22 protein-coding genes and 2 pseudogenes are annotated in these 20,956 nt (G+C 48.2%); 5 read left to right on the top strand and 19 right to left on the bottom strand.

The features are described from left to right. Window positions 1-82 precede the first annotated feature (82 nt). The 4 genes from gatB to ACFO8Q_RS22235 form a co-directional block, all read right to left on the bottom strand. Window positions 83-1,525, bottom strand: a complete 1,443-nt coding sequence (gene gatB / locus ACFO8Q_RS22250) for an Asp-tRNA(Asn)/Glu-tRNA(Gln) amidotransferase subunit GatB (RefSeq protein ID WP_380029236.1) — start codon at window positions 1,523-1,525, stop codon at window positions 83-85. Next, on the bottom strand, window positions 1,522-2,988 hold the full coding sequence (gatA, locus tag ACFO8Q_RS22245; RefSeq protein WP_380029234.1) for an Asp-tRNA(Asn)/Glu-tRNA(Gln) amidotransferase subunit GatA: 1,467 nt from the start codon (window positions 2,986-2,988) through the stop codon (window positions 1,522-1,524). The genes gatB and gatA overlap by 4 nt, the downstream gene beginning before the upstream one ends. 1 nt (window position 2,989) lies before the next feature. Continuing rightward, complete coding sequence (gene gatC / locus ACFO8Q_RS22240; RefSeq protein WP_380029232.1) at window positions 2,990-3,280, bottom strand: Asp-tRNA(Asn)/Glu-tRNA(Gln) amidotransferase subunit GatC; 291 nt, start codon at window positions 3,278-3,280, stop codon at window positions 2,990-2,992. A 120-nt stretch (window positions 3,281-3,400) separates the two neighbouring features. Continuing rightward, window positions 3,401-3,709, bottom strand: coding sequence for a winged helix-turn-helix transcriptional regulator (locus tag ACFO8Q_RS22235; protein WP_380029230.1), 309 nt, complete (start codon window positions 3,707-3,709; stop codon window positions 3,401-3,403). 140 nt (window positions 3,710-3,849) lie between these two features. On the opposite strand from ACFO8Q_RS22235, the gene ACFO8Q_RS22230 reads away from it, so the two are divergent. Continuing rightward, a complete protein-coding gene (locus tag ACFO8Q_RS22230) occupies window positions 3,850-4,551 on the top strand; it encodes a pirin family protein (RefSeq protein ID WP_380029229.1) in 702 nt (233 codons plus the stop codon). Between the two features lie 5 nt (window positions 4,552-4,556). On the opposite strand, the gene ACFO8Q_RS22225 is transcribed toward ACFO8Q_RS22230, so the two are convergent. Further along, window positions 4,557-5,474: a ketopantoate reductase family protein gene (locus ACFO8Q_RS22225; protein WP_380029227.1), complete on the bottom strand. Its 918-nt coding sequence runs from the start codon at window positions 5,472-5,474 to the stop codon at window positions 4,557-4,559. Between the two features lie 37 nt (window positions 5,475-5,511). On the opposite strand from ACFO8Q_RS22225, the pseudogene ACFO8Q_RS22220 reads away from it, so the two are divergent. Then, a pseudogene (locus ACFO8Q_RS22220) lies at window positions 5,512-5,580 on the top strand (hypothetical protein); the annotation flags it as partial. On the opposite strand, the gene ACFO8Q_RS22215 reads toward ACFO8Q_RS22220, so the two are convergent. The 5 genes from ACFO8Q_RS22215 to ACFO8Q_RS22195 form a co-directional block, all read right to left on the bottom strand. Beyond that, window positions 5,568-5,723, bottom strand: a complete 156-nt coding sequence (locus ACFO8Q_RS22215) for a hypothetical protein (RefSeq protein WP_380029456.1) — start codon at window positions 5,721-5,723, stop codon at window positions 5,568-5,570. The pseudogene ACFO8Q_RS22220 and the gene ACFO8Q_RS22215 sit on opposite strands and share 13 nt — an antisense overlap. 105 nt (window positions 5,724-5,828) lie before the next feature. Next, on the bottom strand, window positions 5,829-6,143 hold the full coding sequence (locus tag ACFO8Q_RS22210; protein WP_380029225.1) for a rhodanese-like domain-containing protein: 315 nt from the start codon (window positions 6,141-6,143) through the stop codon (window positions 5,829-5,831). A 62-nt stretch (window positions 6,144-6,205) separates the two neighbouring features. Then, a complete protein-coding gene (locus ACFO8Q_RS22205; RefSeq protein ID WP_380029223.1) occupies window positions 6,206-8,338 on the bottom strand; it encodes a heavy metal translocating P-type ATPase in 2,133 nt (710 codons plus the stop codon). Between the two features lie 34 nt (window positions 8,339-8,372). Beyond that, window positions 8,373-9,308 carry a cation diffusion facilitator family transporter gene (locus ACFO8Q_RS22200; RefSeq protein WP_380029221.1) on the bottom strand — a complete coding sequence of 312 codons (936 nt, stop codon included), beginning with the start codon at window positions 9,306-9,308 and terminating at the stop codon, window positions 8,373-8,375. A 21-nt stretch (window positions 9,309-9,329) separates the two neighbouring features. Continuing rightward, the gene (locus tag ACFO8Q_RS22195; protein WP_380029219.1) at window positions 9,330-9,704 is read right to left on the bottom strand and encodes an ArsR/SmtB family transcription factor; all 375 of its coding nucleotides are present in this window, start codon (window positions 9,702-9,704) and stop codon (window positions 9,330-9,332) included. Between the two features lie 173 nt (window positions 9,705-9,877). On the opposite strand from ACFO8Q_RS22195, the gene ACFO8Q_RS22190 reads away from it, so the two are divergent. Further along, window positions 9,878-10,363 (top strand): PCYCGC motif-containing (lipo)protein, encoded by a 486-nt coding sequence (locus tag ACFO8Q_RS22190; RefSeq protein ID WP_380029217.1) that lies wholly within the window; start codon window positions 9,878-9,880, stop codon window positions 10,361-10,363. A gap of 43 nt (window positions 10,364-10,406) precedes the next feature. On the opposite strand, the gene ACFO8Q_RS22185 is transcribed toward ACFO8Q_RS22190, so the two are convergent. The 4 genes and pseudogenes from ACFO8Q_RS22185 to ACFO8Q_RS22170 all read right to left on the bottom strand — a co-directional run bounded on the left by ACFO8Q_RS22185 (window position 10,407) and on the right by ACFO8Q_RS22170 (window position 15,405). Beyond that, window positions 10,407-11,018, bottom strand: coding sequence for an SCO family protein (locus ACFO8Q_RS22185; RefSeq protein WP_380029215.1), 612 nt, complete (start codon window positions 11,016-11,018; stop codon window positions 10,407-10,409). 290 nt (window positions 11,019-11,308) lie between these two features. Next, window positions 11,309-12,220, bottom strand: a pseudogene (locus ACFO8Q_RS22180) (S8 family peptidase); the annotation flags it as partial. A gap of 137 nt (window positions 12,221-12,357) precedes the next feature. Then, window positions 12,358-14,316, bottom strand: a complete 1,959-nt coding sequence (locus tag ACFO8Q_RS22175) for a spermine/spermidine synthase domain-containing protein (protein ID WP_380029213.1) — start codon at window positions 14,314-14,316, stop codon at window positions 12,358-12,360. 132 nt (window positions 14,317-14,448) lie between these two features. Next, window positions 14,449-15,405, bottom strand: coding sequence for an MraY family glycosyltransferase (locus tag ACFO8Q_RS22170; protein ID WP_380029211.1), 957 nt, complete (start codon window positions 15,403-15,405; stop codon window positions 14,449-14,451). Window positions 15,406-15,548: 143 nt separating this feature from the next. Here ACFO8Q_RS22170 and ACFO8Q_RS22165 point away from each other — a divergent pair, with 143 nt between their 5' ends. Then, complete coding sequence (locus ACFO8Q_RS22165) at window positions 15,549-15,686, top strand: hypothetical protein (protein WP_380029209.1); 138 nt, start codon at window positions 15,549-15,551, stop codon at window positions 15,684-15,686. A gap of 145 nt (window positions 15,687-15,831) precedes the next feature. Here the strand turns inward: ACFO8Q_RS22165 and ACFO8Q_RS22160 are convergent, their stop codons facing one another. Both ACFO8Q_RS22160 and ACFO8Q_RS22155 read right to left on the bottom strand, forming a co-directional pair. Beyond that, the gene (locus tag ACFO8Q_RS22160) at window positions 15,832-16,911 is read right to left on the bottom strand and encodes a mannose-1-phosphate guanylyltransferase (RefSeq protein ID WP_380029207.1); all 1,080 of its coding nucleotides are present in this window, start codon (window positions 16,909-16,911) and stop codon (window positions 15,832-15,834) included. Further along, window positions 16,898-17,980, bottom strand: a complete 1,083-nt coding sequence (locus ACFO8Q_RS22155; protein WP_380029205.1) for a glycosyltransferase — start codon at window positions 17,978-17,980, stop codon at window positions 16,898-16,900. The genes ACFO8Q_RS22160 and ACFO8Q_RS22155 overlap by 14 nt, the downstream gene beginning before the upstream one ends. Window positions 17,981-18,016: 36 nt before the next feature. Between ACFO8Q_RS22155 and ACFO8Q_RS22150 the strand changes: the two genes are divergently transcribed. Continuing rightward, on the top strand, window positions 18,017-19,150 hold the full coding sequence (locus ACFO8Q_RS22150; RefSeq protein ID WP_380029203.1) for a mannosyltransferase family protein: 1,134 nt from the start codon (window positions 18,017-18,019) through the stop codon (window positions 19,148-19,150). Between the two features lie 162 nt (window positions 19,151-19,312). Here the strand turns inward: ACFO8Q_RS22150 and ACFO8Q_RS22145 are convergent, their stop codons facing one another. From ACFO8Q_RS22145 to ACFO8Q_RS22135, 3 genes are all read right to left on the bottom strand, one after another. Then, window positions 19,313-19,636 carry a hypothetical protein gene (locus tag ACFO8Q_RS22145; protein WP_380029201.1) on the bottom strand — a complete coding sequence of 108 codons (324 nt, stop codon included), beginning with the start codon at window positions 19,634-19,636 and terminating at the stop codon, window positions 19,313-19,315. 114 nt (window positions 19,637-19,750) lie between these two features. After that, the gene (locus ACFO8Q_RS22140; protein ID WP_380029199.1) at window positions 19,751-20,185 is read right to left on the bottom strand and encodes a hypothetical protein; all 435 of its coding nucleotides are present in this window, start codon (window positions 20,183-20,185) and stop codon (window positions 19,751-19,753) included. Between the two features lie 63 nt (window positions 20,186-20,248). Continuing rightward, window positions 20,249-20,734, bottom strand: a complete 486-nt coding sequence (locus ACFO8Q_RS22135; protein ID WP_380029197.1) for a helix-turn-helix transcriptional regulator — start codon at window positions 20,732-20,734, stop codon at window positions 20,249-20,251. Window positions 20,735-20,956: the final 222 nt, after the last annotated feature.

The following is a 20,956-nucleotide window of genomic DNA, read 5'->3' as shown; positions in this document are numbered from 1 at the left end:
ACCCATTCTCTCTATTATTTGGGTCCCCAAGAAAGTACTCGGAATTCGCATCGATAGCTTCACGTCACTTTCTTGGGATTATTTACAGTCGTTCCATTAGAAGCTTGTTCACGATTTGCGGGTTGGCTTTGCCTTTGGTCGCTTTCATTACCTGGCCGACAAGCGCGCCCAATGCTTTCTCTTTACCCGCTTTATAATCCGCCACCGATTGAGGATTATTCGCGATCACTTCGTCCACGATCTTGGCAAGTTCTCCTTCATCCGAGATTTGCACAAGACCTTTTTCTTGAATAATCTTCTCGGGATCTCCGCCGGTAGCAAACATGTCTTCAAATACGGTTTTTGCAATCTTGGAAGAGATGGTTCCCTTGTCGATAAGTCCAATCAGCTTTCCAAGGTGTTCCGGTTTCATTTTGGAATCGGTGATTTCCAGTCCGGCTTCGTTCAAGTGTCCAGCCAGTTCACCCATAATCCAGTTGGAAGCCGCTTTTGCATTATCTGTATGCTGCAGCGTTGCTTCAAAGAAGTCGGACACTGCCTTTGTTGCAGTCAAAACTTCGGCATCATAAGAAGGCAGTCCAAGCTGCTCGACATAACGGGCTTTCCGTTGATCCGGCAGCTCCGGAATCGTTTCACGGATTTTGTGTACCCACTCCGGACTGATGATCATTTTGACAAGATCCGGTTCCGGGAAGTAGCGGTAATCGTGTGCCTCTTCTTTTGATCGCATCACGATGGTTTCATTCTTTGCATCATCCCAGCGAAGCGTTTGCTGGATGATGGTTCCGCCTTCACTCAATACCTTTGCCTGACGCTCTTGTTCGTATTCCAGAGCCCGCTGCACATTTCGGAAGGAGTTCATATTTTTCAGTTCCGTTTTGGTTCCGAACTCCTTTTGTCCGAATGGACGGAGTGAAATGTTCGCGTCACAGCGAAGCGATCCTTCTTCCATCTTTACATCCGAGATGTCGCAGTATTGCATGATCGCCTTGAGTTTCTCAAGGTAAGCGCGAGCTTCTTCAGGCGTACGGATATCCGGTTCGGATACGATTTCGATCAAAGGGACTCCTACACGATTGAAATCCACCAGCGTATGAGTCCCATCCGCAGCGTGAGTCGATTTGCCCGCATCTTCTTCCAAATGGACACGGGTGATGCCGATTCGTTTGGTCTGGCCGTTCACTTCAATTTCGATCCAGCCATGCTCTCCGACCGGTTTATCAAACTGTGAAATCTGGTACGCTTTCGGTGAATCAGGGTAGAAATAGTTCTTGCGGTCAAACTTGCTTTCCTCGGCGATCTTGCAGTTCAATGCGGTTGCCGCTTTGATTGCCAGTTCCAATGCACCGCGATTCAATACCGGCAGCACGCCGGGATGTCCCAGACAAATCGGGCATACGTTTGTATTCGGAGGAGCTCCGAAATGGGTCGAGCATCCGCAGAAAATTTTGGACTGCGTTTTCATTTCCACATGGACTTCAAGCCCGATGACCGTCTCAAATTGTGTTGCTGTTGCTTGGGTCATGATCGTACACCTCCTGCCAAAGCGGGACGCAAGTTCAACTTCGCTTGCTGCTCGTAAGCGTGAGCGACTTTCAGAATCGTGGATTCACTGAACGCTTTTCCGATGATTTGCAAACCAACAGGCATTCCATGAGCCAATCCGCATGGAACGGAGATGCCAGGGAGTCCTGCGAGATTCACAGGAATCGTGTAAATGTCGTTCAGGTACATGGTCATCGGATCATGACTCTTCTCACCCGACTTGAATGCAACGGTCGGAGCGGTCGGAGACACGACAACATCATATTTCTCAAACACTTTGTCAAAATCTTGCTTGATCAAGGTGCGAACTTTCTGTGCACGAAGGTAGTACGCGTCATAATAGCCGGAAGACAACGCATAGGTTCCAAGCATGATGCGGCGCTTCACTTCCGCTCCGAATCCTTGTGCCCTCGTCTTCTTGTACATATCGATCAGGTTCTCCGCATCTTCCGCCCGCACACCATAACGAACTCCGTCATAACGGGCCAGGTTGGAGGAAGCTTCTGCGGGTGCAAGCAAGTAATAGCACGCGACCGCATATTTGGTATGCGGCAGGGTCACTTCCTCAACAATTGCCCCTTGAGATTCCAATACTTTAATGGCTTCTTTTACGCGAGCCGCCACTTCCGGGTCGATTCCTTCCGCAAAGTACTCCTCTGGGATTGCGATCCGCAAACCTTTGATATCCCCGTTCAAAGCAGCCAGATAATTCGGAATCTCAACCTTTGCCGATGTGGAATCCATCTTGTCGTATCCTGCAATCGCCTGGAGAACGGCGGCTGTGTCTTCCACATTACGCGCAAAAGGACCGATCTGATCAAGCGATGACGCGAACGCCACCAGGCCGAAACGGGAAACGAGTCCGTACGTGGGCTTCATTCCGACAACTCCGCAGTAGGAAGCGGGTTGGCGAATCGATCCTCCTGTGTCGGAACCCAGCGAAAAGGGAACATGTCCGGCCGCCACAGTTGCTGCAGAACCGCCGGATGAACCTCCCGGCACCCGCTCGGGATCCCATGGATTTTTGGTCGGGAAGAACGAAGAATTCTCATTGGAGGAACCCATCGCGAATTCGTCCATGTTGGTTTTGCCGGCCAGAACGTAGTTCTGTTCGTTTAATTTCTTGACAGCTGTAGCGGTATAAGGCGGTATATAATTGGCAAGAATCTGACTTGCACAAGTGGTCTTGATGCCCTCGGTGCACATATTGTCCTTGATTGCACCCGGAATCCCGTATAACAAGGGAATCTCACCGTCTGGAAGGTTGTCCAATTTTTTCGCATGAGCCAAGGCCTGTTCAGCGGTAACAGTCAAATACGCTTTGATCTTGTTATCCGACTCTTCGATTCGTTGAAGCGCCGCTTCCGCCAACTCCGACGGTTTGATTTCCTTATCCCGAATCTTTGTATGTAAATCTCGAATCGATGCATCCAAAATAGTCATATTACCCCTCCATCACAGCCGGTACGCGGAATTGTCCGGCATCCTCGTCAGGTGCGTTCGCGAGCGCCTGTTCATTGGTCAACCATACACGGGATTCGTCTTCCCGCATTACATTCTGGATCGGAAGCACATGACTGGTTGGCTCCACATTGTCCAAATCAAGCTTTTGCAGTTCTTCCGCATGCTGGAGAATCTTGTTCAGCTGTTCGGTGTACTGCTCCATTTCGTTATCATTCAGTGCCAGCCGTGCCAAATTGGCGACATGTGCAACGTCTTTCTTCGTTATTGACATCAGTCTTCACCACCCCTGTAAACGTCCAAAACCATTCCCCGATTATAGCATAAATGGGGCTTTCTCGCCAATTGAAAGCCCTGTACAGCAGAAAGGACACACATATGTGTGTCCCGCATATTACATCCACTTTTCAGACCAAGATTGAATGGCCTCCACAACCGGTTCCAGATCTCTGCCTTTATCGGTCAATTCATATTCAACCCGTACCGGTGTCTCAGGATAAACGTGCCGGGTGAGAATTCCTAAGGCCTCCAATTCCTTGAGACGTTCGGTCAGCATTTTATCGCTCATTTCGGGAACAATTTCCTTAATGTCCCGAAAGCGTCTTGGTCCGCCTAACAGGACTCGAATGATCAAACCGGTCCATCGCTTTCCGAGCACTTCAATACCCGCCTCATACTTGGGGCACATGGTTGTATAATCCATCCTGATCACCTCTTTTCATTATCATATCATAGAACACTTGACAACCGTTAGTCGACACCTTTATTATACTAAACAAAAGTAAGTAACTCAATTTATTTTTGCCTATAAAACATTTTCCAAACCAAAAGGAGGTTTTTTCAATGATTCGCATCATCCGCTCAAATGAACGGTACCTTGCAGAACACGGATGGCTCACAAGTCGGTTTAGTTTTTCCTTCGCCGAATATTATGATCCCAACAACCGTCTGTTTGGCCCTATGCGTGTACTGAACGATGACATTATTCAGCCGGAAACCGGGTTTGGAATGCACCCGCACGCGGAGATGGAAATCGTTACGTACATGATCAGCGGGGAACTGATGCATGAGGACAGCGCCGGCAACCGGGAAATCCTTCGAGCTGGGGAACTGCAGCGGATGTCAGCCGGAACGGGAATCTATCATTCTGAAGTGAACCCGTCCACGGACACCCCTGCCCATCTTCTGCAGATGTGGTTTCTGCCGGATACGAAAGGGCTAACCCCGTCCTACGAACAAAAAGGTTTCCCGCGGGAAGCAAAAATCGGCCGGCTGCTCCCGGTCGTTTCAAACCGCAAATTCGAAGGCAATCTGCATATTCATCAAGATATGACCATCTATCTGTCCGTCTTGGAGGCGGGAACAAATCTCTCTCATCAGTCGGAAGAGGGACGCCGAACACACCTGTTTGTAATTGATGGCGAACTCACACTGAACGGATCAGAAAAGATGAGCCAAGGCGATGCCGCCCGTATCGAAAACATGACGGACCTTTCCTTTGCCACTGAGTCCAGCGCGGAGTTTATGCTGATAGATCTACCGTAAAATTGCTACGAAGCTCCATTTTCATACGGTTTTATCAACCCATACAACGTTCGTACCGTTGGCACTTCCACTCCAGCCTGCCGGGCAAGCCGTACTGCGGCTCCCTGCAGGCTTTCTACTTCCAATGTCAACCCCTTACGGAAATCCTGATGCATGGAAGAAGTTGAACCTGCAGGAAGCTTATACATCTGCTCAATGAAATTCTCAACAAATCTTTCGGACAGTTGAACGCCTCTAGCCTTCGCCAAATCCCACATTTCAGTTAGTACGAGCCGAAATACCTCTGTGGTCGGCTCATGCATCAACACTTGATCGATCGAAAGACGACTGGCTGTCGTCACCCCGGAGAATGCGGTAATAAACGCATACTTGCTCCAGATATCCACCCGAACATCCTCGCTCAACTGTAAGCTCATATTGGCGTCCTTCGCCGAATCCGCCAAGTGCTCACAGAATTCTCTTTGGCTTGGTTGAAGAGGACCGAATATAATGTTATGCAGCTTACCGGTATGCAAAATTCGCCCTTCCGCATCAAGGGTCGTAATGATTTGACATATGCCTCCCAATACTGCATCTTTCCCAAATTCCTGTTCCAGTAGATCAAAGTGCTCCACACCGTTTAAAAGGGGCAATATCTTGGCTCCCTTTTCCACCAGCGGGCGAAGCGACTCAATTGTTCCCGGTAGATGGTAGTTTTTTACCCCGAGAATGATCAGGTCACACCCGTCAATATCCTCTGCACGAACCGCAAGGTTCGGTTTCAGTTCCGCATTGCCGCAAGGGCTCTGGATAATCAACCCGGTTTTCGTCAACTGTTCAGCCCTTTTTTCCCGGACCAGATAGGTAACATCAAAACCCGCCTGCTGCAATCTTCCGCCAAAATACCCGCCAACCGCTCCTGCACCCACAATTGTTACTTTCATTCTTTCACCCTTCCCCTCTGATTCTTGTCTTCTCATTATGCCTGAATCTTCCGAAAAAGTGGAGCTTAAAAATATCGCTGTTGCTCCCGATTATCAGGGGCAGGGGTACGGGAAGGCCATCATTGAACAGGTATGCTGCCAATTCAAGCATCGCCAATCTTGCTTTCTATCAAAAGGCCGGCAGCAGGAATCCCGAACCAAACGGTCAAATCCGTACAACTCGTTGTTCCCATTTTTGGCCTCAACCAATCCATCCGTGAATAAAACCAATCGATCCTCTTTCGTAAAATAAAAAATAGGTCAAACCAGTAGAGGAAACCCCTTAGGTTTGACCTGACTCAATTCTTTTTCTAACTATTCGATTTCCCCTGTCCAGCCCAGCATGCCGCCGTGCAGGTTAAACAATTTTGTAAACCCGTGCTCACTCAGCAGATGGCAAGCCATGACACTTCGCCGGCCGCTGCGGCAGATCACAAAGTACTCCTTGTCCTTGTCCAGTTCTTCGATGCGGGACTCCAATTCACCAAGCGGTACCAATACCGCTCCCGGGATATGACCGCTCTCGTACTCCTCCGGCTGACGCACATCCAAGAGGACAATCTCCTTCTTCTCTCTTAGAAAATCGGGTCCTTCCTCCCCCGTAATATTGGCAAAAATACGATCCTGCACAGCTTGTACCTCCTCTTTTTCTCCCTTAAAGTTATCACAATTGCCAACTGAAGGAAACTTTTTTAAGGTCGCTTTCGCAACAACCGGAGTCCGTTCAGTGTAACCAGAATGGTCGCTCCCATATCTGCGAGGATCGCAAGCCACAATGTTAACCAACCGGGAAAAACAAGCAGAACGGCGACGAGCTTAACAAGCAGCGAAAAAGCGATGTTTTGTTTAATCACCTTCAGGGCAGCCCGACTCAACCGGATCGCATAGGGAAGCTTGGACAGATCGTCTCCCATTAAGACGATATCGGAGGTTTCCAACACGGTATCCGTACCTGCCCCGCCCATGGCAATCCCAAGCGATGCGGCGGCAAGTGCCGGAGCATCGTTGATCCCATCGCCAACCATCGCGACTTGCCCAAATTGTGATCGAAGGGATCGAATCCGCTCCAGTTTGTCTTCCGGGAGCAGTTCAGCGTAATATTCGTCAATGCCCGTTCGCTTAGCGATCGCCGCTGCTGTTTGACCGTTGTCTCCCGTAACCATCACTGTTTTTTCAATTCCTGATTGCTTCAGCTTCCGAACCGACTCTGCACTTGTTTCCCGGACTTGATCGGCCACCGCCAGAATCCCCAACACTTCTTGCTCTGTCCCGACGAGTATCACAGTTTTCCCTGCTTGCTGCAAACGGGAGACCTCCGGGATCTGTTCCAACGAGCCCAGAAGTTCAGTAAACAAACGGATATTCCCGATATAAAATGCGGTTCCGTTTATACTTCCCGAAGCCCCTTTCCCGGGAATCGCCGTGAATTGTTCGGCTGCGGGAACTTGCAGTCCTTGCTCCTCCGCTTTTCGAACAATAGCCTTAGCCAACGGATGTTCCGACAGTTTCTCCAGAGCGGCCGCAATCTGCAGCAGCTCATGTTTGCCAACACTCGAACGATCCGGCAAGTCATCAACGCTTAACGGAATCGTATCCGTTACTTCCGGTTCACCTTTTGTCAATGTTCCCGTTTTATCAAAAGCAATCGCACGGATTGTGGCGGCCTGCTCCAGGAACACCCCGCCTTTAATCAGCACTCCCTGCTTCGCAGCCGTTCCGATTGCCGTTACGATCGCAACGGGCGTTGATATCACCAACGCGCACGGACAAGCTACAACCAATAAAGCGAGCGCCTCATAGATCCATCGTTCCCATTGTCCTTCGAAGAACAGAGGGGGTACCAAAGCAATCAAGACAGCCAAAATCATAACAGCAGGCGTATAAACACGAGCGAACTTGTCTACAAAAGCTTGCGCCGGTGCTCGTTCGTTTTGGGCTTCCTCGACAAGGTGAATTATTTTGGCAATCGTCGTGTCCCGCACCAGTTTCGTTACGCGGATGCGAACGGCACCCTGCTCATTTAACGTACCGGCATACACAGAGTCTCCTGCCGATTTTTCAATCGGCATCGATTCCCCCGTAATCGCCGCCTCATTCACAGACGTTGTACCCCACAGAATACTGCCGTCAATCGGAATCTTTTCACCTGGACGAACAATAAGCTCATCGCCAACCAACAATTCCTCCACCGGAATTCTGGTTTCCTGCCCGTTTCGAACAACCGCCGCTTCTTTCGGAGCAATCTCCATCAGTGAGCGGATCGACCGGCGAGCTTTCTCCATCGAGTACGATTCGAGCATCTCACTGATCGCGAACAGAAACGCCACCACAGTTGCCTCTTCCCATTCGCCAATCAGGACTGCTCCGGTGACCGCAATGGTCATCAACACGTTCATATCAAATTGAAAGCGGAGCAGATTCCGAATCCCTTTCCGCCCAACACTGAATCCGCCTGTTAGAATCGAGATGAGGAGAATCAATTGTGCATGAGGAAAAACGGCCTTTTCATACAGAATCCATCCTCCTGTCATCAGCAATCCGGCCAGTCCAACGCGAATCGCTTGCCGGTTCGATTCCCAAAACGGCTGCTTGGCGGAGGCGTCTGGTGCACCGACAGGGTGCAGGGTTACAGCCTCAATCCTGCGTGCTTCCTTCTGCAAATCCTCATCACTCATGGTTCCCGTAATGGCCAGTTTTCCCGCGGCAAAATTCAACTTGACTTCCTGAATTTCAGGCAACGCCTGAAGATGGGCCTCCAATTTCGAGGCACAATGGGCTCAGGTCAACCCGGTTACCCGATAGATTTTTTGTATGTTTTTTGGCATCCTTCCCACCCCCTTACTGCAAGTCTGGCGACGTTCAACAGTGAGTGCATTCTTCCTTATTGGGGTGCAGATTTTCTGTTTCAATCTGAATGGTCGTGTGGCTGAGACCGAATTTTTCCCGCAAGACCAATTCCAATTGGCGGAGAACCCGCTGTCCCTCAGTCTGATCCTGAATTACAACATGTCCGCTCATACTGATGAAGCAGGAGGAAACAGTCCACACATGCAGGTCATGCACCTGCTGAACTCCCGTAATTCCCAACATGGCCTTTTTCACTTTTTCCAGATCAAGATGGGGCGGTGTTCCTTCAAGCAGGACATGCACCGTATCTTTCAGCAGACGATAGGAACCTACCAGCACCAACAATCCGATGGCTGCACTCATAATGGGATCGGCGTAGTACCAGCCCGTGAACATCATGATAAGTCCTGCGACAATTGCACCGGCTGACCCCAACGCATCCCCCAAGACATGGAGGAACGCTCCCCGAACATTCAAATTGTGTTGGTGACTCTCTCCGCGGGATAGCACCCATGCACTAAGCAAATTCGCCACCAACCCGATGCTCGCCACGAGGATCATCAGGCCGCTTTGAACTTCGGGCGGATTTTGAAACCGTTCGTAAGCTTCCCAGAAGATGTACAATGACACGACTACCAGCGTTACGGCATTGATCAGTGCAGCCAGTACCTCAGCCCGGTAAAAACCAAACGTCCTTTGTAACGTGGCGGGTTTGGACGCAAACCAAATTGCCAGCAAACTCAACCCCAAGGAAGCGACATCGCTCAGCATGTGAGCCGCATCCGACAAAAGAGCCAAGCTGTTTGTAATGATCCCCCCGACCAGTTCCGCAATCAGAATTCCGCCAGTGATGAGCAATGCAACAGTGAGTGATCTTTTGTCACCATGACCGTGGTGATGATGCCCGAATCCATGGTGATGATGATCATGATGGTGTTTATCTGACACACCGGTTCCCTCCTCATCGGATTAGCGCCCTTTAGGGTGAAACTCCTGGTAATGATCAAACGCCATTTCAATGATTGTTTTCACATGATCATCCGCCAGAGAGTAGAACACCAATTTCCCTTCTTTGCGGTGGCGGGTCAACCCCAGATTACGGAGCAGCCGAAGATGGTGTGACGCATTGGCAACCGTTGTGCCGATAATATTGGCCACATCGCAAACGCACAATTCGTCTTCCTTGGACAGTGCATACGCAATGCGAAACCGTGTGTCATCTGCCAAAGCCTTAAAAATCGACGAAATGCCCGAAGGAATCTCTGCTTCTTTGCGGAGGCGGTTCACTTTCTCCTCGTCATAACAAAATATTTCACATGTATCCGCATGGTGTTTCGTACTCACCCGACCACCTCATTCAAAAAGGCTTTGTTCGTTTTAATATTCAAACGTTCATTTTAATATTAGAATATGCTCTGTTCAAATTATTGTCAATCAATTGGATATCCATTTCGGCTAAAATGTGCGATAATGGGGCATAGCTTATCCAAAAATCATGAAGAGAAAGGAGTTTTTTGATGAAAAAACTTCTTCTTTTGATAGCACTTTCGTTCGTATTCGCGGGATGCTCGCAAACCGCTTCCCCGAACAAGAGCCATGACGCCCAACACAATCACCTGGACGAAACAAAGGGGGACATTCAGCAAACAACAGCTTCAACCGATGAGCTCCCCTCTTTTGTAACGAACAAACCGGAAACCACTCAACTGGCCTATAAACTGGCCGCCAAAAACGACAAACTGCTGCAGCAGATTCCCTGCTACTGCGGTTGCGGCGAGTCAGCCGGCCACAAGCACAATGCCGATTGCTTTGTCAAAGAAGTGAAACCTGGCTCGGTCATGTGGGATTCGCACGGCACCAAGTGCGGGGTGTGTATGGCGATTGCAGTCGAATCGGTAAAACTGCAGTCCGAAGGGAAGTCTGTAAAAGAAATTCGCAGCTATATCGACACCAAATACAGTTCGAACGGAATGAAGCCGACTCCCACGCCAATGCCAAACTAAGATATGAAAAAAGCTCCTCGGTCCGAGGAGCTTTTCCTGTTTCTTATTCTTTCGCCAATTGGACGATATCTTTTAGAATCTCCTGGTTATTCATATTTTCACCCATGGTGTAGATCTTGCGGATGTTGTTATTCCGATCGATCAGGAAGAGAGCCTTTGTCGGATGCACATAAGAACCGTCCGGTTGTTTTTCGGCAAAGATTTTAAAATCCTTCAAGACTTTTTGCGTCTCTTCCTCAGTACCACGATACATAGTCCAGCCGTTCCAATCCACTTTCAGATTGTTTCCGTAGTTCTTTAAAACTTCTCGAGTGTCCCGCACAGGGTCAAACGAGATGGCAACAAACTGGACATCACTTCCGAATAAGTTCTTCTGCTTTAATTTCTCCTGCAGGGATACCATATTGTGGGTTGTCGTCGGGCAAACGTCCGGACAATTCACAAAGATGAATTCGACCAGCTTTACCTTATTGCCTAAGGCCTGGGAGGATTCATAGCCTCCGTTCACGTTTTCCAGGGTCCAATTCGGTGCCCGGTCAATCACGGGAAGTCTTGTTTTCCCCCACCAAATCCAATAGGAGAGCCCCCCGATGAAAGCAATGATTAATATAATAATGAAACTGTTCACTGCATATTTTCCGGTTCTTGATTGCATTTGCCAAGTATCACCTCTTATTCACTATAGCATGTCCCCTCCCTTATAGTTTTTAACATTTGATGAAAACAGGCCAACAAAAAAAACAGGCCAAAACGGCCTGCTTATACCTGGGAAAATCGTTAGTTTTTCACAGATTCGGAAGCGAGCAGAGTCTTCACCCGCGCCGAAAATTCTTCGGCCTCCGGCTTGGTATCGAAGTATCCTGCAACCACAACATACCCCGCTTTATACTTTCGAACTTTTACACTCTTGGCAGGTTCGGTTGGGGGAATAGGTGCAGGCGCTGTTAAGTCGAGCATACCGTTTCCTTCAATTCGTCGATCAAGTCCCAAATCACGCGTATGTCTGCAAATCTGGGCGTAGATTTCTGTTTCGGAAAGCTCTCTTCCAATTTCCGATTCCAGTTTGCGAATCAGAACAGCGGCACCTCCTGAAACATGAGGTGTTGCCATTGACGTTCCGGACAGCTTTGCATACTTCCCGTCAGGGAATGTGGAGGTGATGTTTACCCCTGGTGCCACCATATCGACTTCTTTGTTCGATTCGGAAAACCTGGCCGGTTTTCCATTCACATCAACAGCACCGACGGAAACCACTTCAGGATAGGAAGCGGGATAGGAATATTCGTCCGTATTCTCATTTCCATCCCCATCATTGCCCGCAGCGCAGACCACTAAAATATCATTGGCAACAGCGTCTTTAATCGCCTTATGAAGTTCGGGCACATCTTCGGGGCCTCCCAACGACATGGAAATGATACGGACTTTTTCCCCGTTCTCGCCGCGCCACTTCGCAGCAAATTTTATACCGTCAATGATCGATTGATAACTCCCTGAACCATTTCCACTTAAGACTTTTACAATCAGAAGCTTCACTTCAGGCGCAACACCGACGACTCCAGCACCATTCTCACTGGCTCCGATTGTTCCGGCCACATGTGTACCGTGTCCATTGTTGTCCATAAAGTTACTCGGGTCACCTTTGTAGTCTTGAGTAAAGTTTTTCCCTCCGATAATCCGATCTTTCAGATCGGGATGGTTGTAGTCACAGCCTGTGTCAAGTATGGCAACGACAACATCCGTACCTTTTGATTCCGGCCACACTTCCGGGGCATGAACCGCTTTTACGCCCTCCGGAATTTCGTAGCTTGTTTCTGAAATCGACTCCACAACAAACGGCAATAAATGCACTTGACTCATTACCAAAAACCTCCTCTTATAAATTTGGCTTACAACGATGAGGCTTCTTGTTTTGTATATATAACTTCCACCCGCGAATTAGAAAATCCTTCCTTGATCGTTCCACCGAAACAACGAATAAAAAAACGGCGCAGTTTTTAGCGCCGGAATGTTCGTGGGACTATGCGTTTTGTCAGCTTGAGACTCTTGATCTTGTAGCCAACTTCCTTTCGATAATATTTGTGCAATCTTAATCTGCTTAAAGTGTTTGCCTTTACCATCCTCCGCACGGATAGAATTTTTTGGGGGAAGGTAAACCAGGATGTCAGATCTTCAGGAATCGTTTCATAGGGGACGGTGATCTTCTTATCCCCCCACACAAGGGGCGTTTTCGCCGCCAGGTGAAATCCCCAATCACCGAACGAGGGTACGATTACATGGTAGCTGAGGGTCTTTAATCCTATACTCTTAAGTGTTTTTTTAATGGCCCAGAATACCGATGGAGCATTCTCAGGAGAATGCGACTGACACACGAGGATACCGTCCGGGGTTAAACATCGGAACATTCGCCGAAAGAACTCTGCGGTATACAAGCGGCTTATCACTTTATCTGCCGGATCCGGAAAATCCACAATAATGACATTGTAAGGCTCCCTTTGTTTTGACAAAAACACCCGGGCATCTTGCTGATGGACGGATACACGTCTATCATAGAGAGAACCGGCGTTCAAGGACACAACATCAGGGACGGTTAATGCCACCTGTAGTACCAGCGGATCAAGATCTACGAGATCGACGTGCCCTACATCCCGATACTTGAGGACTTCACGCAGCGCCATACCGTCTCCACCCCCAACGATCAGGATACGATCGCGTTCAGGGACCAGAGTCATAACCGGGTGAACGAGTGCTTCATGGTAAATTCGTTCATCCAATGAGTTGAACTGCAGTTGCTTATCCAAATACATTCGAACATCTTTCGACTTTATTATTAATACGTCATCCTCTTTAAAGCGACCTTGGTAGAGGATTCGATTCGATCCGGACAGCAGTTGCTTCAGTTCAATTAGATCCTCCGAATCTCCGCGAACGGTTCGATTGGAATCGCCCCGCCTGACTTTATACTTGTGTGGCTCCTTTTTTCTGCCCTTGTCTTGGTCTTGGGAGGCCAGGTCGTTCACTGCAGTGAGATTCGTCGTAGGAATAAGTTGTGCACGGGCGTAAAAGTTGTGCAGGGTTAGACGGTCCATGCAGTTTACTGGGGCTCGTGTCCTAGCGGCCAGAACCTTTGCAGGGAAGTCAAACCATGATGAGAGATCATTAGGGAGTGTGCGATGGGGAACGGTTACTTTCTTCCTCCTCCAGATAAGCGGTTGTTTCCCTGCCAGGTGAAATCCCCAATCACCGAACGATGGGATAGTCAAATGATAGCTAATCGTCGTTAATCCGGCACTCTCAAGCGTGCGAGCAATGCTCCAGAATACGATTGGCGCTTTCTTGGGAGAATGGGATTGACAAACAAGGACGCCGTCTTTGGTTAAAAGGCGGGACAAACCGCTAAAGATCTCTGTTGTATACAAGCGGCTTATCTGTTTATCTACCGGATCCGGAAAATCCACAATAATAACGTTATACCGGTTTCGTGCCCGAACCAGGAACTTTTCAATGTCACAATCATGAATACGTAAACGCTTGTCAGAGAAGGCCCTCTCGTTTAGGGCATCGATTTCAGGTACTTCCTGTACTACCCTTAAAACCTCCGAGGAAACGTGAACCAGACTGACATGTCTTACATCCGGATATTTGAGGACTTCACGCAGCAAAAGACCATCATTCCCTCCCACGCTCAAAATACGGGCGTGTCTGGGGGCAAGGAGCATTACAGGGTGAACAAAAGCTTCGTGATACATCCGTTCGTCCAAAGAACTGAACTGCAGTTGCTGATTCAAGTACATGCGTAGAATGTTTGACTCTAGAACCATAAGATCCTGGTACTCGCTAACACCCTCATACAAAATGCGGTGTCGACCTGCCAAAAGCTGCTGCAGCTCGATGAGATCATCGGCGTCCCCGCGGACAGACGACATCTGTGATTTCGGCCGTTTCCATTGGGTCAACAATATCACCTCATCTCCTATACGGATACATTATACGGTCCTATATGGAAAAAAGATTGTATGTTGGCCCAGTGCCTCCGATTGCAGCAAAAAACCATCGGAGAGGCTCCGATGGTATCCATGTTCTTCTTTTTATTTATCTGTCAGCACCACAATGATGGAAGCAAGCGAGAAACAGATTCCCAGCAGATACAAAAACGCAACAGTCTGAATCTGGCTCAACCCGGATTTCATTAACCGGTGATGAGTGTGCTCTTTATCCGGTTTGTAAATCGGACGTTTTTCCTTAATCCGCTTTAAAGTTACGTAGAAGAAGTCAAAGATCGGTACCCCTAGTGCTAACACCGGAACAGCCAGAGAGACCAGAGTGTAAGCTTTGAAAGCCCCCTGTACGGCAATCGCCGCCAGTGTAAACCCAAGGAAGTTCGAACCTGAGTCGCCCATAAAAATCTGAGCGGGGTGAAAATTGTGCCGCAAGAATGCCAACGTGATGGCAATCAATGTCACTGCAAACATGGCGCTGACCGCTTGACCCTTCAGCAGTGAGATAAACAACAGCGACGTTGAAGAAATCGCCGCGATCCCGCCAGCCAACCCATCGACTCCATCCAGATAGTTGAACATATTGGTGATCCCGACTACCCACAAGATAGTGGCGATCACCGATAGCCAATACCAGTCATCAAACCTAAGGTATTCGCCGCCGCCAAAAGGGATGGTAACACCTTTGATCCGAACGTCAAAGTAGATTAATATCGAGGCAGCTAACAACTGCCCGATGAATTTCGGCAAAGCTGGAAAATCCTTGCCTCTCGTTTTGGCGTAGTCATCAATTAAACCCACTGCAAAAATGACAAAAGAGCCCAGTGCAATCCCAATGTACTCACTGTCAATGTCACCCATCAACATCGTGGTAACCAGAAAACCCGCAAACATCGCGGCTCCGCCGAGAAGCGGGATCGGGTCACTGTGAATTTTTCGCTTGTTGGGTATATCAACGAATCCTGTGCGCAAAGCGATCGAGCGCATAACAGGAACCATAGCATAAACGATAACAAAGGCAAGAGTAAAGGTAAATACATGCTGCATAGAAAGCCCGGCCTCCTACCTGCGGTCTTTTAAATCCTTACCATTATATCAGACAACCGTGGGTGAATGAAGAGTTATATTTTTAACATCCCCAACATAACATTTACCATCCAATCCCCCGCTTTTTCACCGGAGGTGAGATCATGAGCTATAACTTGTTTTTAACAATTATTTCGCTGCCCGTTGTATTTTTCCTGGGTCGATACTCCGCCAGATATAAATTCATTCGGGTCCGGCCGCGTCATCGCCAGAACGTGCGTCAGTTTATCCGCGGCAAGTGACTGTCTTCTTTCTCTTTGACGTATGGAAGCACTCAAAGGTTACACAAGTGTCGGATCGATTTTGTGCATACATCGAAATTGCGCGGATTTGAAAATAGTCGTACCCCGGAGGTACGACTGTTTATTTTCGTCACTTTCGTGGGCCCTACAGATAGGCTTCCATCTTCTGTCTCTTTAATTCCTTGATCAACTCTTTAATATGCTGGGAACGGTATTTCGAACATACAAGCGTAATATCTTTTGTATCTACAATGATAATGTCCTGAATTCCCAGAGTGGCAATCAATTTGTCCCCCACACTGTGAATGATGCAATCATGAGTATCCAGATTGACAACGTTTCCTTGGATCACGTTGTCATACATATCCCTCTCGGAAATTTTGTCCAGGGCTCCCCAACTGCCGACATCGTTCCATCCAAACTCACAAGGGATCATGTAGATGTTATCCGTTTTTTCCATAACTCCGTAATCAATCGAAATCGCCGGCAGCCGCGGGTATACCTGCTCAAGGATTGCCTGTTCGTCCGCCGTTCCGAGGGCAGGCCGGATGGTTTCCAACCCTTTATGCAAATCGGGCAAAAAGCGCTTGATCATCCGTTCGATGGTATCGGTATGCCACATGAACATCCCGCTGTTCCAAAAATAGTTCGGCTGTGTAATGAAAAATTCAGCCGTTTCCCTATTCGGCTTCTCAAGAAACCTTTCCACCTTAAATCCTGCAAAAATCCGGTCTTCCCCGCGTGAAGACACCTGCATATATCCGTAACCTGTTTCCGGATAGGTGGGCTTGATCCCCAAAGTAACAATCCCGCGGGTGGCCCGAAGGACATCCCGCCCTTTGAGGAGACATTTGACAAAATCCTCTTCATCCACCACATAATGATCGGCCGGAACAATCAGCAGCTCACTGTCGGGGTGCTGTTTCGAAATCTTATAAGAAGCGAGTCCTATGCATGCGGCTGTATCACGTCCCGCCGGTTCCAGGAGGATGTTCTCCTCCGGCAGCTCCGGAAGCTGCATTCGAACGATATTCCGGTAATTGACATGACTTACAATATGGATCTGTGCAAGCGGAACCAGTTTTCTCAAACGATCGACTGTCATCTGCAGCATCGAACGTTCCCCGGCAATCGTCAAAAACTGTTTGGGCCATTGAGATCGGCTCAGCGGCCAGAAGCGTTCCCCTTTTCCACCTGCCATGACTATCACGTTAAATTCTGACATGTCTCAGATCCTCCCGCCAAGTCCAAATGCTGTTCATGCCAAAATTCCAGCCGGTTGCCACCAGTATGCCCAACAGATTCGAAGCCAACGCATTCACGCCAAGTCTTGAATGAAGAAGATACAGCGTCAACAAATTGATCCCGATCCCGACAGTGGAGATCAAAACATATTTAAGATATCGAATAAGTGCCAGTCCCTGCTTGTCCCCCGGCCAGGTAAAGGTATCGTTTAAAATAAAGTTTGATGTCATCGCGATCAGTGCCGAGCAAAAACCCGACCATAAAGCTGAAAATTTTGCAATGGAGTAAAACGTTTCGAACGCAATCAGATTTACCAGGACACCGGACATCCCAATCAGCAGAAACAGGAATAACCGTCGATCCTCAGGGCTGTTCACGATCAGCCGGTACACATGCCGCAGATAATGAAGCTGTTGTTGTACACTCATTTTTGATTCATCCGCGTACCTCTCCTGAAATTCATAGGGAACTTCCACCACTTCCATATAATTCCCTTTGACAAGAATTTCCAATAGAATTTTCCATCCAATCGGGTTCCATTCAATTCCCCGAATCACATGTCTCCGAAGCATGAAAAAACCGCTCATCGGATCTGTCACCTTGCGGACTCGACGGAGTCCGAGCTGAGCGATCAGTCTCGCCCCTTTTGAAATGAGTTTGCGGTGAATGCGGAGCCCTTTATCCCCTCCGCCGTTGACAAATCGGCTCGGCAATACAAGGTCGGCTCCCCTTTGGATCAGAGTTAACATTTCGGTAAGCAATTCGGGAGGATGCTGCAAATCGGCATCCATCACGGCCAGAATATCGCCTCGAGCAGCTTCAAACCCCAGGATTACCGCCGTAGCCAGCCCCTTTTCCTCATTACGGTGAATGAATCGAAATTCCGGATATTGTTTGTGAATTTTTTCGAGTACACGCGGCGTATCGTCAGTACTGTCATCCACAAAAATAACTTCGTAAGTTTCTCCGTTCAGTGCCCCGCGAATGCGATTCACCAGCAGAGGGATGTTAGCTTTTTCGTTATATGTGGGTATGATGATACTTATCATCGGTGCCTCCTATGTACCTGGCAATGAGGTGAGCATATGACCCGGCGAAATGCCTGGCTTTATACTTTTGCGCTATTTTTGCTTCATCAATTCATCGTGATCGGGGGAAGTTTTGTTTTTGTCAGCCGGCATTTTTCGGTGCCTTCTCTAAAAGAGTATTTGCAGTATGCCCTGATCGACAATTTTGTACGATGGGATTCTCTTTGGTACATCCGGATTGCACATGAAGGATACCGTTGGGACCAGCCCGCCGCTTTTTTTCCGTTATACCCGTACCTTATGGGAGCGCTTCACGATACCTTGGGACTCTCGTACAGGATCGCCGGACTGCTGATTGCAAATGCAGCTTTTCTGTTGGCGATCTACCTGCTCCTTCGATTGCTGGCCATGGATTACCCGCGTGAAACAGTTGTAAAAGCACTTACTCTTCTGGTAGTGTTTCCAACATCGTTTTATTTTTCCGCCGTCTACACGGAATCTTTATTTTTGTTTTTGACGGTAGGGTGTTTTTACTGTATCCGTGAACGGCAGTGGTTATGGGCGGGAGTGTTCGGCTTCTTCGCTTCGATGACGCGAAATACAGGCATTTTGCTTGTGCTGCCTTTCTTGTACGAATATCTCGCGGATAAAAAATTCCAATGGAAAGAGATTCGAGCAGACATTCTTTTGATCGGATTGATTCCAGCCGGAATTGCAGCCTATATGATTCTTCTCTATACCAAAATTGGCGATCCGCTCGGCTTCGTTCACGCCCAAAAGTATTGGAAACGATCCTTTCTCTGGCCCTGGGCGACCGTTTGGCAGGGGACATGGGATATGCTTTTCAAGCCCCGAAACGGTTGGATTCGAAAGCATCGGTTGATTGAAGCGGGGATCGCCTACTGGGAGATCCTCCTTACGGGACTGTCTCTCTGGAAGGATCGTCTGCGGCTGAGATGGAGTTATTCTCTCTACCTAATCGCTGCGGTGACGGTTCCTCTGTTGTCCCCCAGTCCGCTCAATTCGTATTTTTACAGCATTCCGCGGTTCGCCGTCGTGATCTTTCCGCTTTTCGTGATTTGGGCCCTGCTGTTGAGACAAAATCGCTGGTTGATTCCGGTTATTGTCATCAGTATTGTGGGGCAATGGTATCTGCTGGACAAATTTACAACAGGCTATTTTGTTTTTTGATTGAAGCGAGGTACAAGAAAAGGTACACCCACTCCGGTGTACCTTACCAACAAATTTGTTCTTACAACCCCAACGAATTCCGCAGTTCAGGATTATACTTCGGTCTCCAGGAAAACAACTCCACCCAAAAATGAAAGATCGTCAGTCCCAGCAAGCCATAAATCAGCGGTGAATGAAGTTGTTCATTGAGTTTAACCAGCAGGACCGCCAACAGAGTGTACCCAACAGTGAATCCCCAATATAGAAGAAAGAATTTTCTTTACTCCGACTCCACAACTTTATTCGTTTGTTCTTCCCGTCATGATAGTGGTATGCCAGCCCAATATACTGCAGGGAATGCGGGATTGAAATTAACGCATACATCAGGAGGAAGCTGTCGACCAGGAAGTAAATGCAGGCGAATGCAACGACCGCCGCCAACATGGTAAGAAAAGAGGGAGCCACAAGTGTGAGGTTCTTAAAACGCATGCGGAATACGCCAGCCACACAATAACGCTACCCACCACACTGCCAAAGCGGCATCCGCCCAATTTTCGGGAAGGTAAAATCGGTATAAAGTGATTGTATAAAATCCGAACTCACCCGGCCTGGCGAATTGGATCAACATAGGGAAGGAACAGGAGGAGATGTACGAGCAGTTTGTCCAAGCGGTAATCCAGTGGATCTCTTTGACCAGCCTTTGTCTTGTAAAGCATCGCTAATTCCCCAATGTTGCCGGGCGAAATGCCAAAGCCCCCAGTAAACGTACACGGACATGAAAAGGGGCAAATTCCACGCGGATAAAGCGATCGATCCAAGAATGATCAACCAGCCCATGTGTACGTACCGTGTCCTGTCAAAGCGAAAAAAAGTACCGTCCCTGTACAAAAGTGTCCAGTTCGTTCCGATGTGGACTCCTGATAAAAGCAAGGAACCCAAGGCAACTGCTTCGATCATTTTTGAGGAAGCGAAATCGAGGGGATAAAGCAGCAAGACAGCTACTATAGGGCAAATCAACAAACCTAAATCGTATTTTGCGTTCCTTAACCACACCATGAATTATCCCCCCTCATTCAGATTGATTGCCGATCTTGTTCCGCTTCATTTCGAATTTCAACTTCAAGATGATGACTCCCTTTCCCTGAGTTCTTTTAATCTCTTCAACGCTTCCTCCGGGTCCAAGCTGTAATAGTGAAGGTACTGATTCTCGTCAATAATCCGGTGATGCCCTGTCAGTACATGTCTTTGAATCACGAAACGCCCACTGCGTTTCACCTCTGTCCACCAGATCTTTCCGCCCATGGTCTTATACCAGGCTCTCGATTTTCCGTTCGACGCGACCAACTCGATGATGTCCACGACCGATTCCCCAAACAGAGATTGAATCACATCCCCTTTCCGGAACAGAACGGCAGCCAATGCCGCAGCAGTGAAACCAAGAGTTTGTCTTCCCTTCTCGACCTGAACAAGCGTTTTTTTCGATATGCCGATCATTTCCGCCATACTGTCCTGTGTCAGGTCCGCTTCCACACGTATCAATTTCAATTTTTCCGAGACCATTTCATCAAACAGTTCTTGAGTGAGCCGATTCTCTTGAGTTTCCATTGTGACACCTTTCTTTGTTTCATCATATGCGATACAGGTTATTTTAGTGTAAATTTACACTTCTCGAGTATAGTTGTCAATTCAAGATAAAAAACACGCACATATAACATTATTGAATGCACTTTTCATGTACAAATGTAGGGATGTTGAGATACCTACCTCAACATCCCTTTATAACATTCATTCTATCTACATTTCAGTATTTAAATGTTTAATTTTGAG

This window comes from Effusibacillus consociatus (assembly GCF_042652925.1).
GTDB classification, from domain to species: Bacteria; Bacillota; Bacilli; order Tumebacillales; family Effusibacillaceae; genus Effusibacillus; species Effusibacillus consociatus.
The sequence above is the reverse complement of the archived record's forward strand: the minus strand, read 5'-3'. Positions and strand labels throughout refer to the sequence as shown.

What these genes read in the sequence shown, in the direction of transcription:
- gatB (WP_380029236.1), bottom strand. Translation starts at nt 1,525, where the DNA reads ATGACCCAAGCAACAGCAACACAATTTGAGACGGTCATCGGGCTTGAA.
- gatA (WP_380029234.1), bottom strand. Translation starts at nt 2,988, where the DNA reads ATGACTATTTTGGATGCATCGATTCGAGATTTACATACAAAGATTCGG.
- gatC (WP_380029232.1), bottom strand. Translation starts at nt 3,280, where the DNA reads ATGTCAATAACGAAGAAAGACGTTGCACATGTCGCCAATTTGGCACGG.
- ACFO8Q_RS22235 (WP_380029230.1), bottom strand. Translation starts at nt 3,709, where the DNA reads ATGGATTATACAACCATGTGCCCCAAGTATGAGGCGGGTATTGAAGTG.
- ACFO8Q_RS22230 (WP_380029229.1), top strand. Translation starts at nt 3,850, where the DNA reads ATGATTCGCATCATCCGCTCAAATGAACGGTACCTTGCAGAACACGGA.
- ACFO8Q_RS22225 (WP_380029227.1), bottom strand. Translation starts at nt 5,474, where the DNA reads ATGAAAGTAACAATTGTGGGTGCAGGAGCGGTTGGCGGGTATTTTGGC.
- ACFO8Q_RS22190 (WP_380029217.1), top strand. Translation starts at nt 9,878, where the DNA reads ATGAAAAAACTTCTTCTTTTGATAGCACTTTCGTTCGTATTCGCGGGA.
- ACFO8Q_RS22185 (WP_380029215.1), bottom strand. Translation starts at nt 11,018, where the DNA reads ATGCAATCAAGAACCGGAAAATATGCAGTGAACAGTTTCATTATTATA.
- ACFO8Q_RS22170 (WP_380029211.1), bottom strand. Translation starts at nt 15,405, where the DNA reads ATGCAGCATGTATTTACCTTTACTCTTGCCTTTGTTATCGTTTATGCT.
- ACFO8Q_RS22165 (WP_380029209.1), top strand. Translation starts at nt 15,549, where the DNA reads ATGAGCTATAACTTGTTTTTAACAATTATTTCGCTGCCCGTTGTATTT.
- ACFO8Q_RS22160 (WP_380029207.1), bottom strand. Translation starts at nt 16,911, where the DNA reads ATGTCAGAATTTAACGTGATAGTCATGGCAGGTGGAAAAGGGGAACGC.
- ACFO8Q_RS22155 (WP_380029205.1), bottom strand. Translation starts at nt 17,980, where the DNA reads ATGATAAGTATCATCATACCCACATATAACGAAAAAGCTAACATCCCT.
- ACFO8Q_RS22150 (WP_380029203.1), top strand. Translation starts at nt 18,017, where the DNA reads ATGACCCGGCGAAATGCCTGGCTTTATACTTTTGCGCTATTTTTGCTT.
- ACFO8Q_RS22140 (WP_380029199.1), bottom strand. Translation starts at nt 20,185, where the DNA reads ATGGTGTGGTTAAGGAACGCAAAATACGATTTAGGTTTGTTGATTTGC.
- ACFO8Q_RS22135 (WP_380029197.1), bottom strand. Translation starts at nt 20,734, where the DNA reads ATGGAAACTCAAGAGAATCGGCTCACTCAAGAACTGTTTGATGAAATG.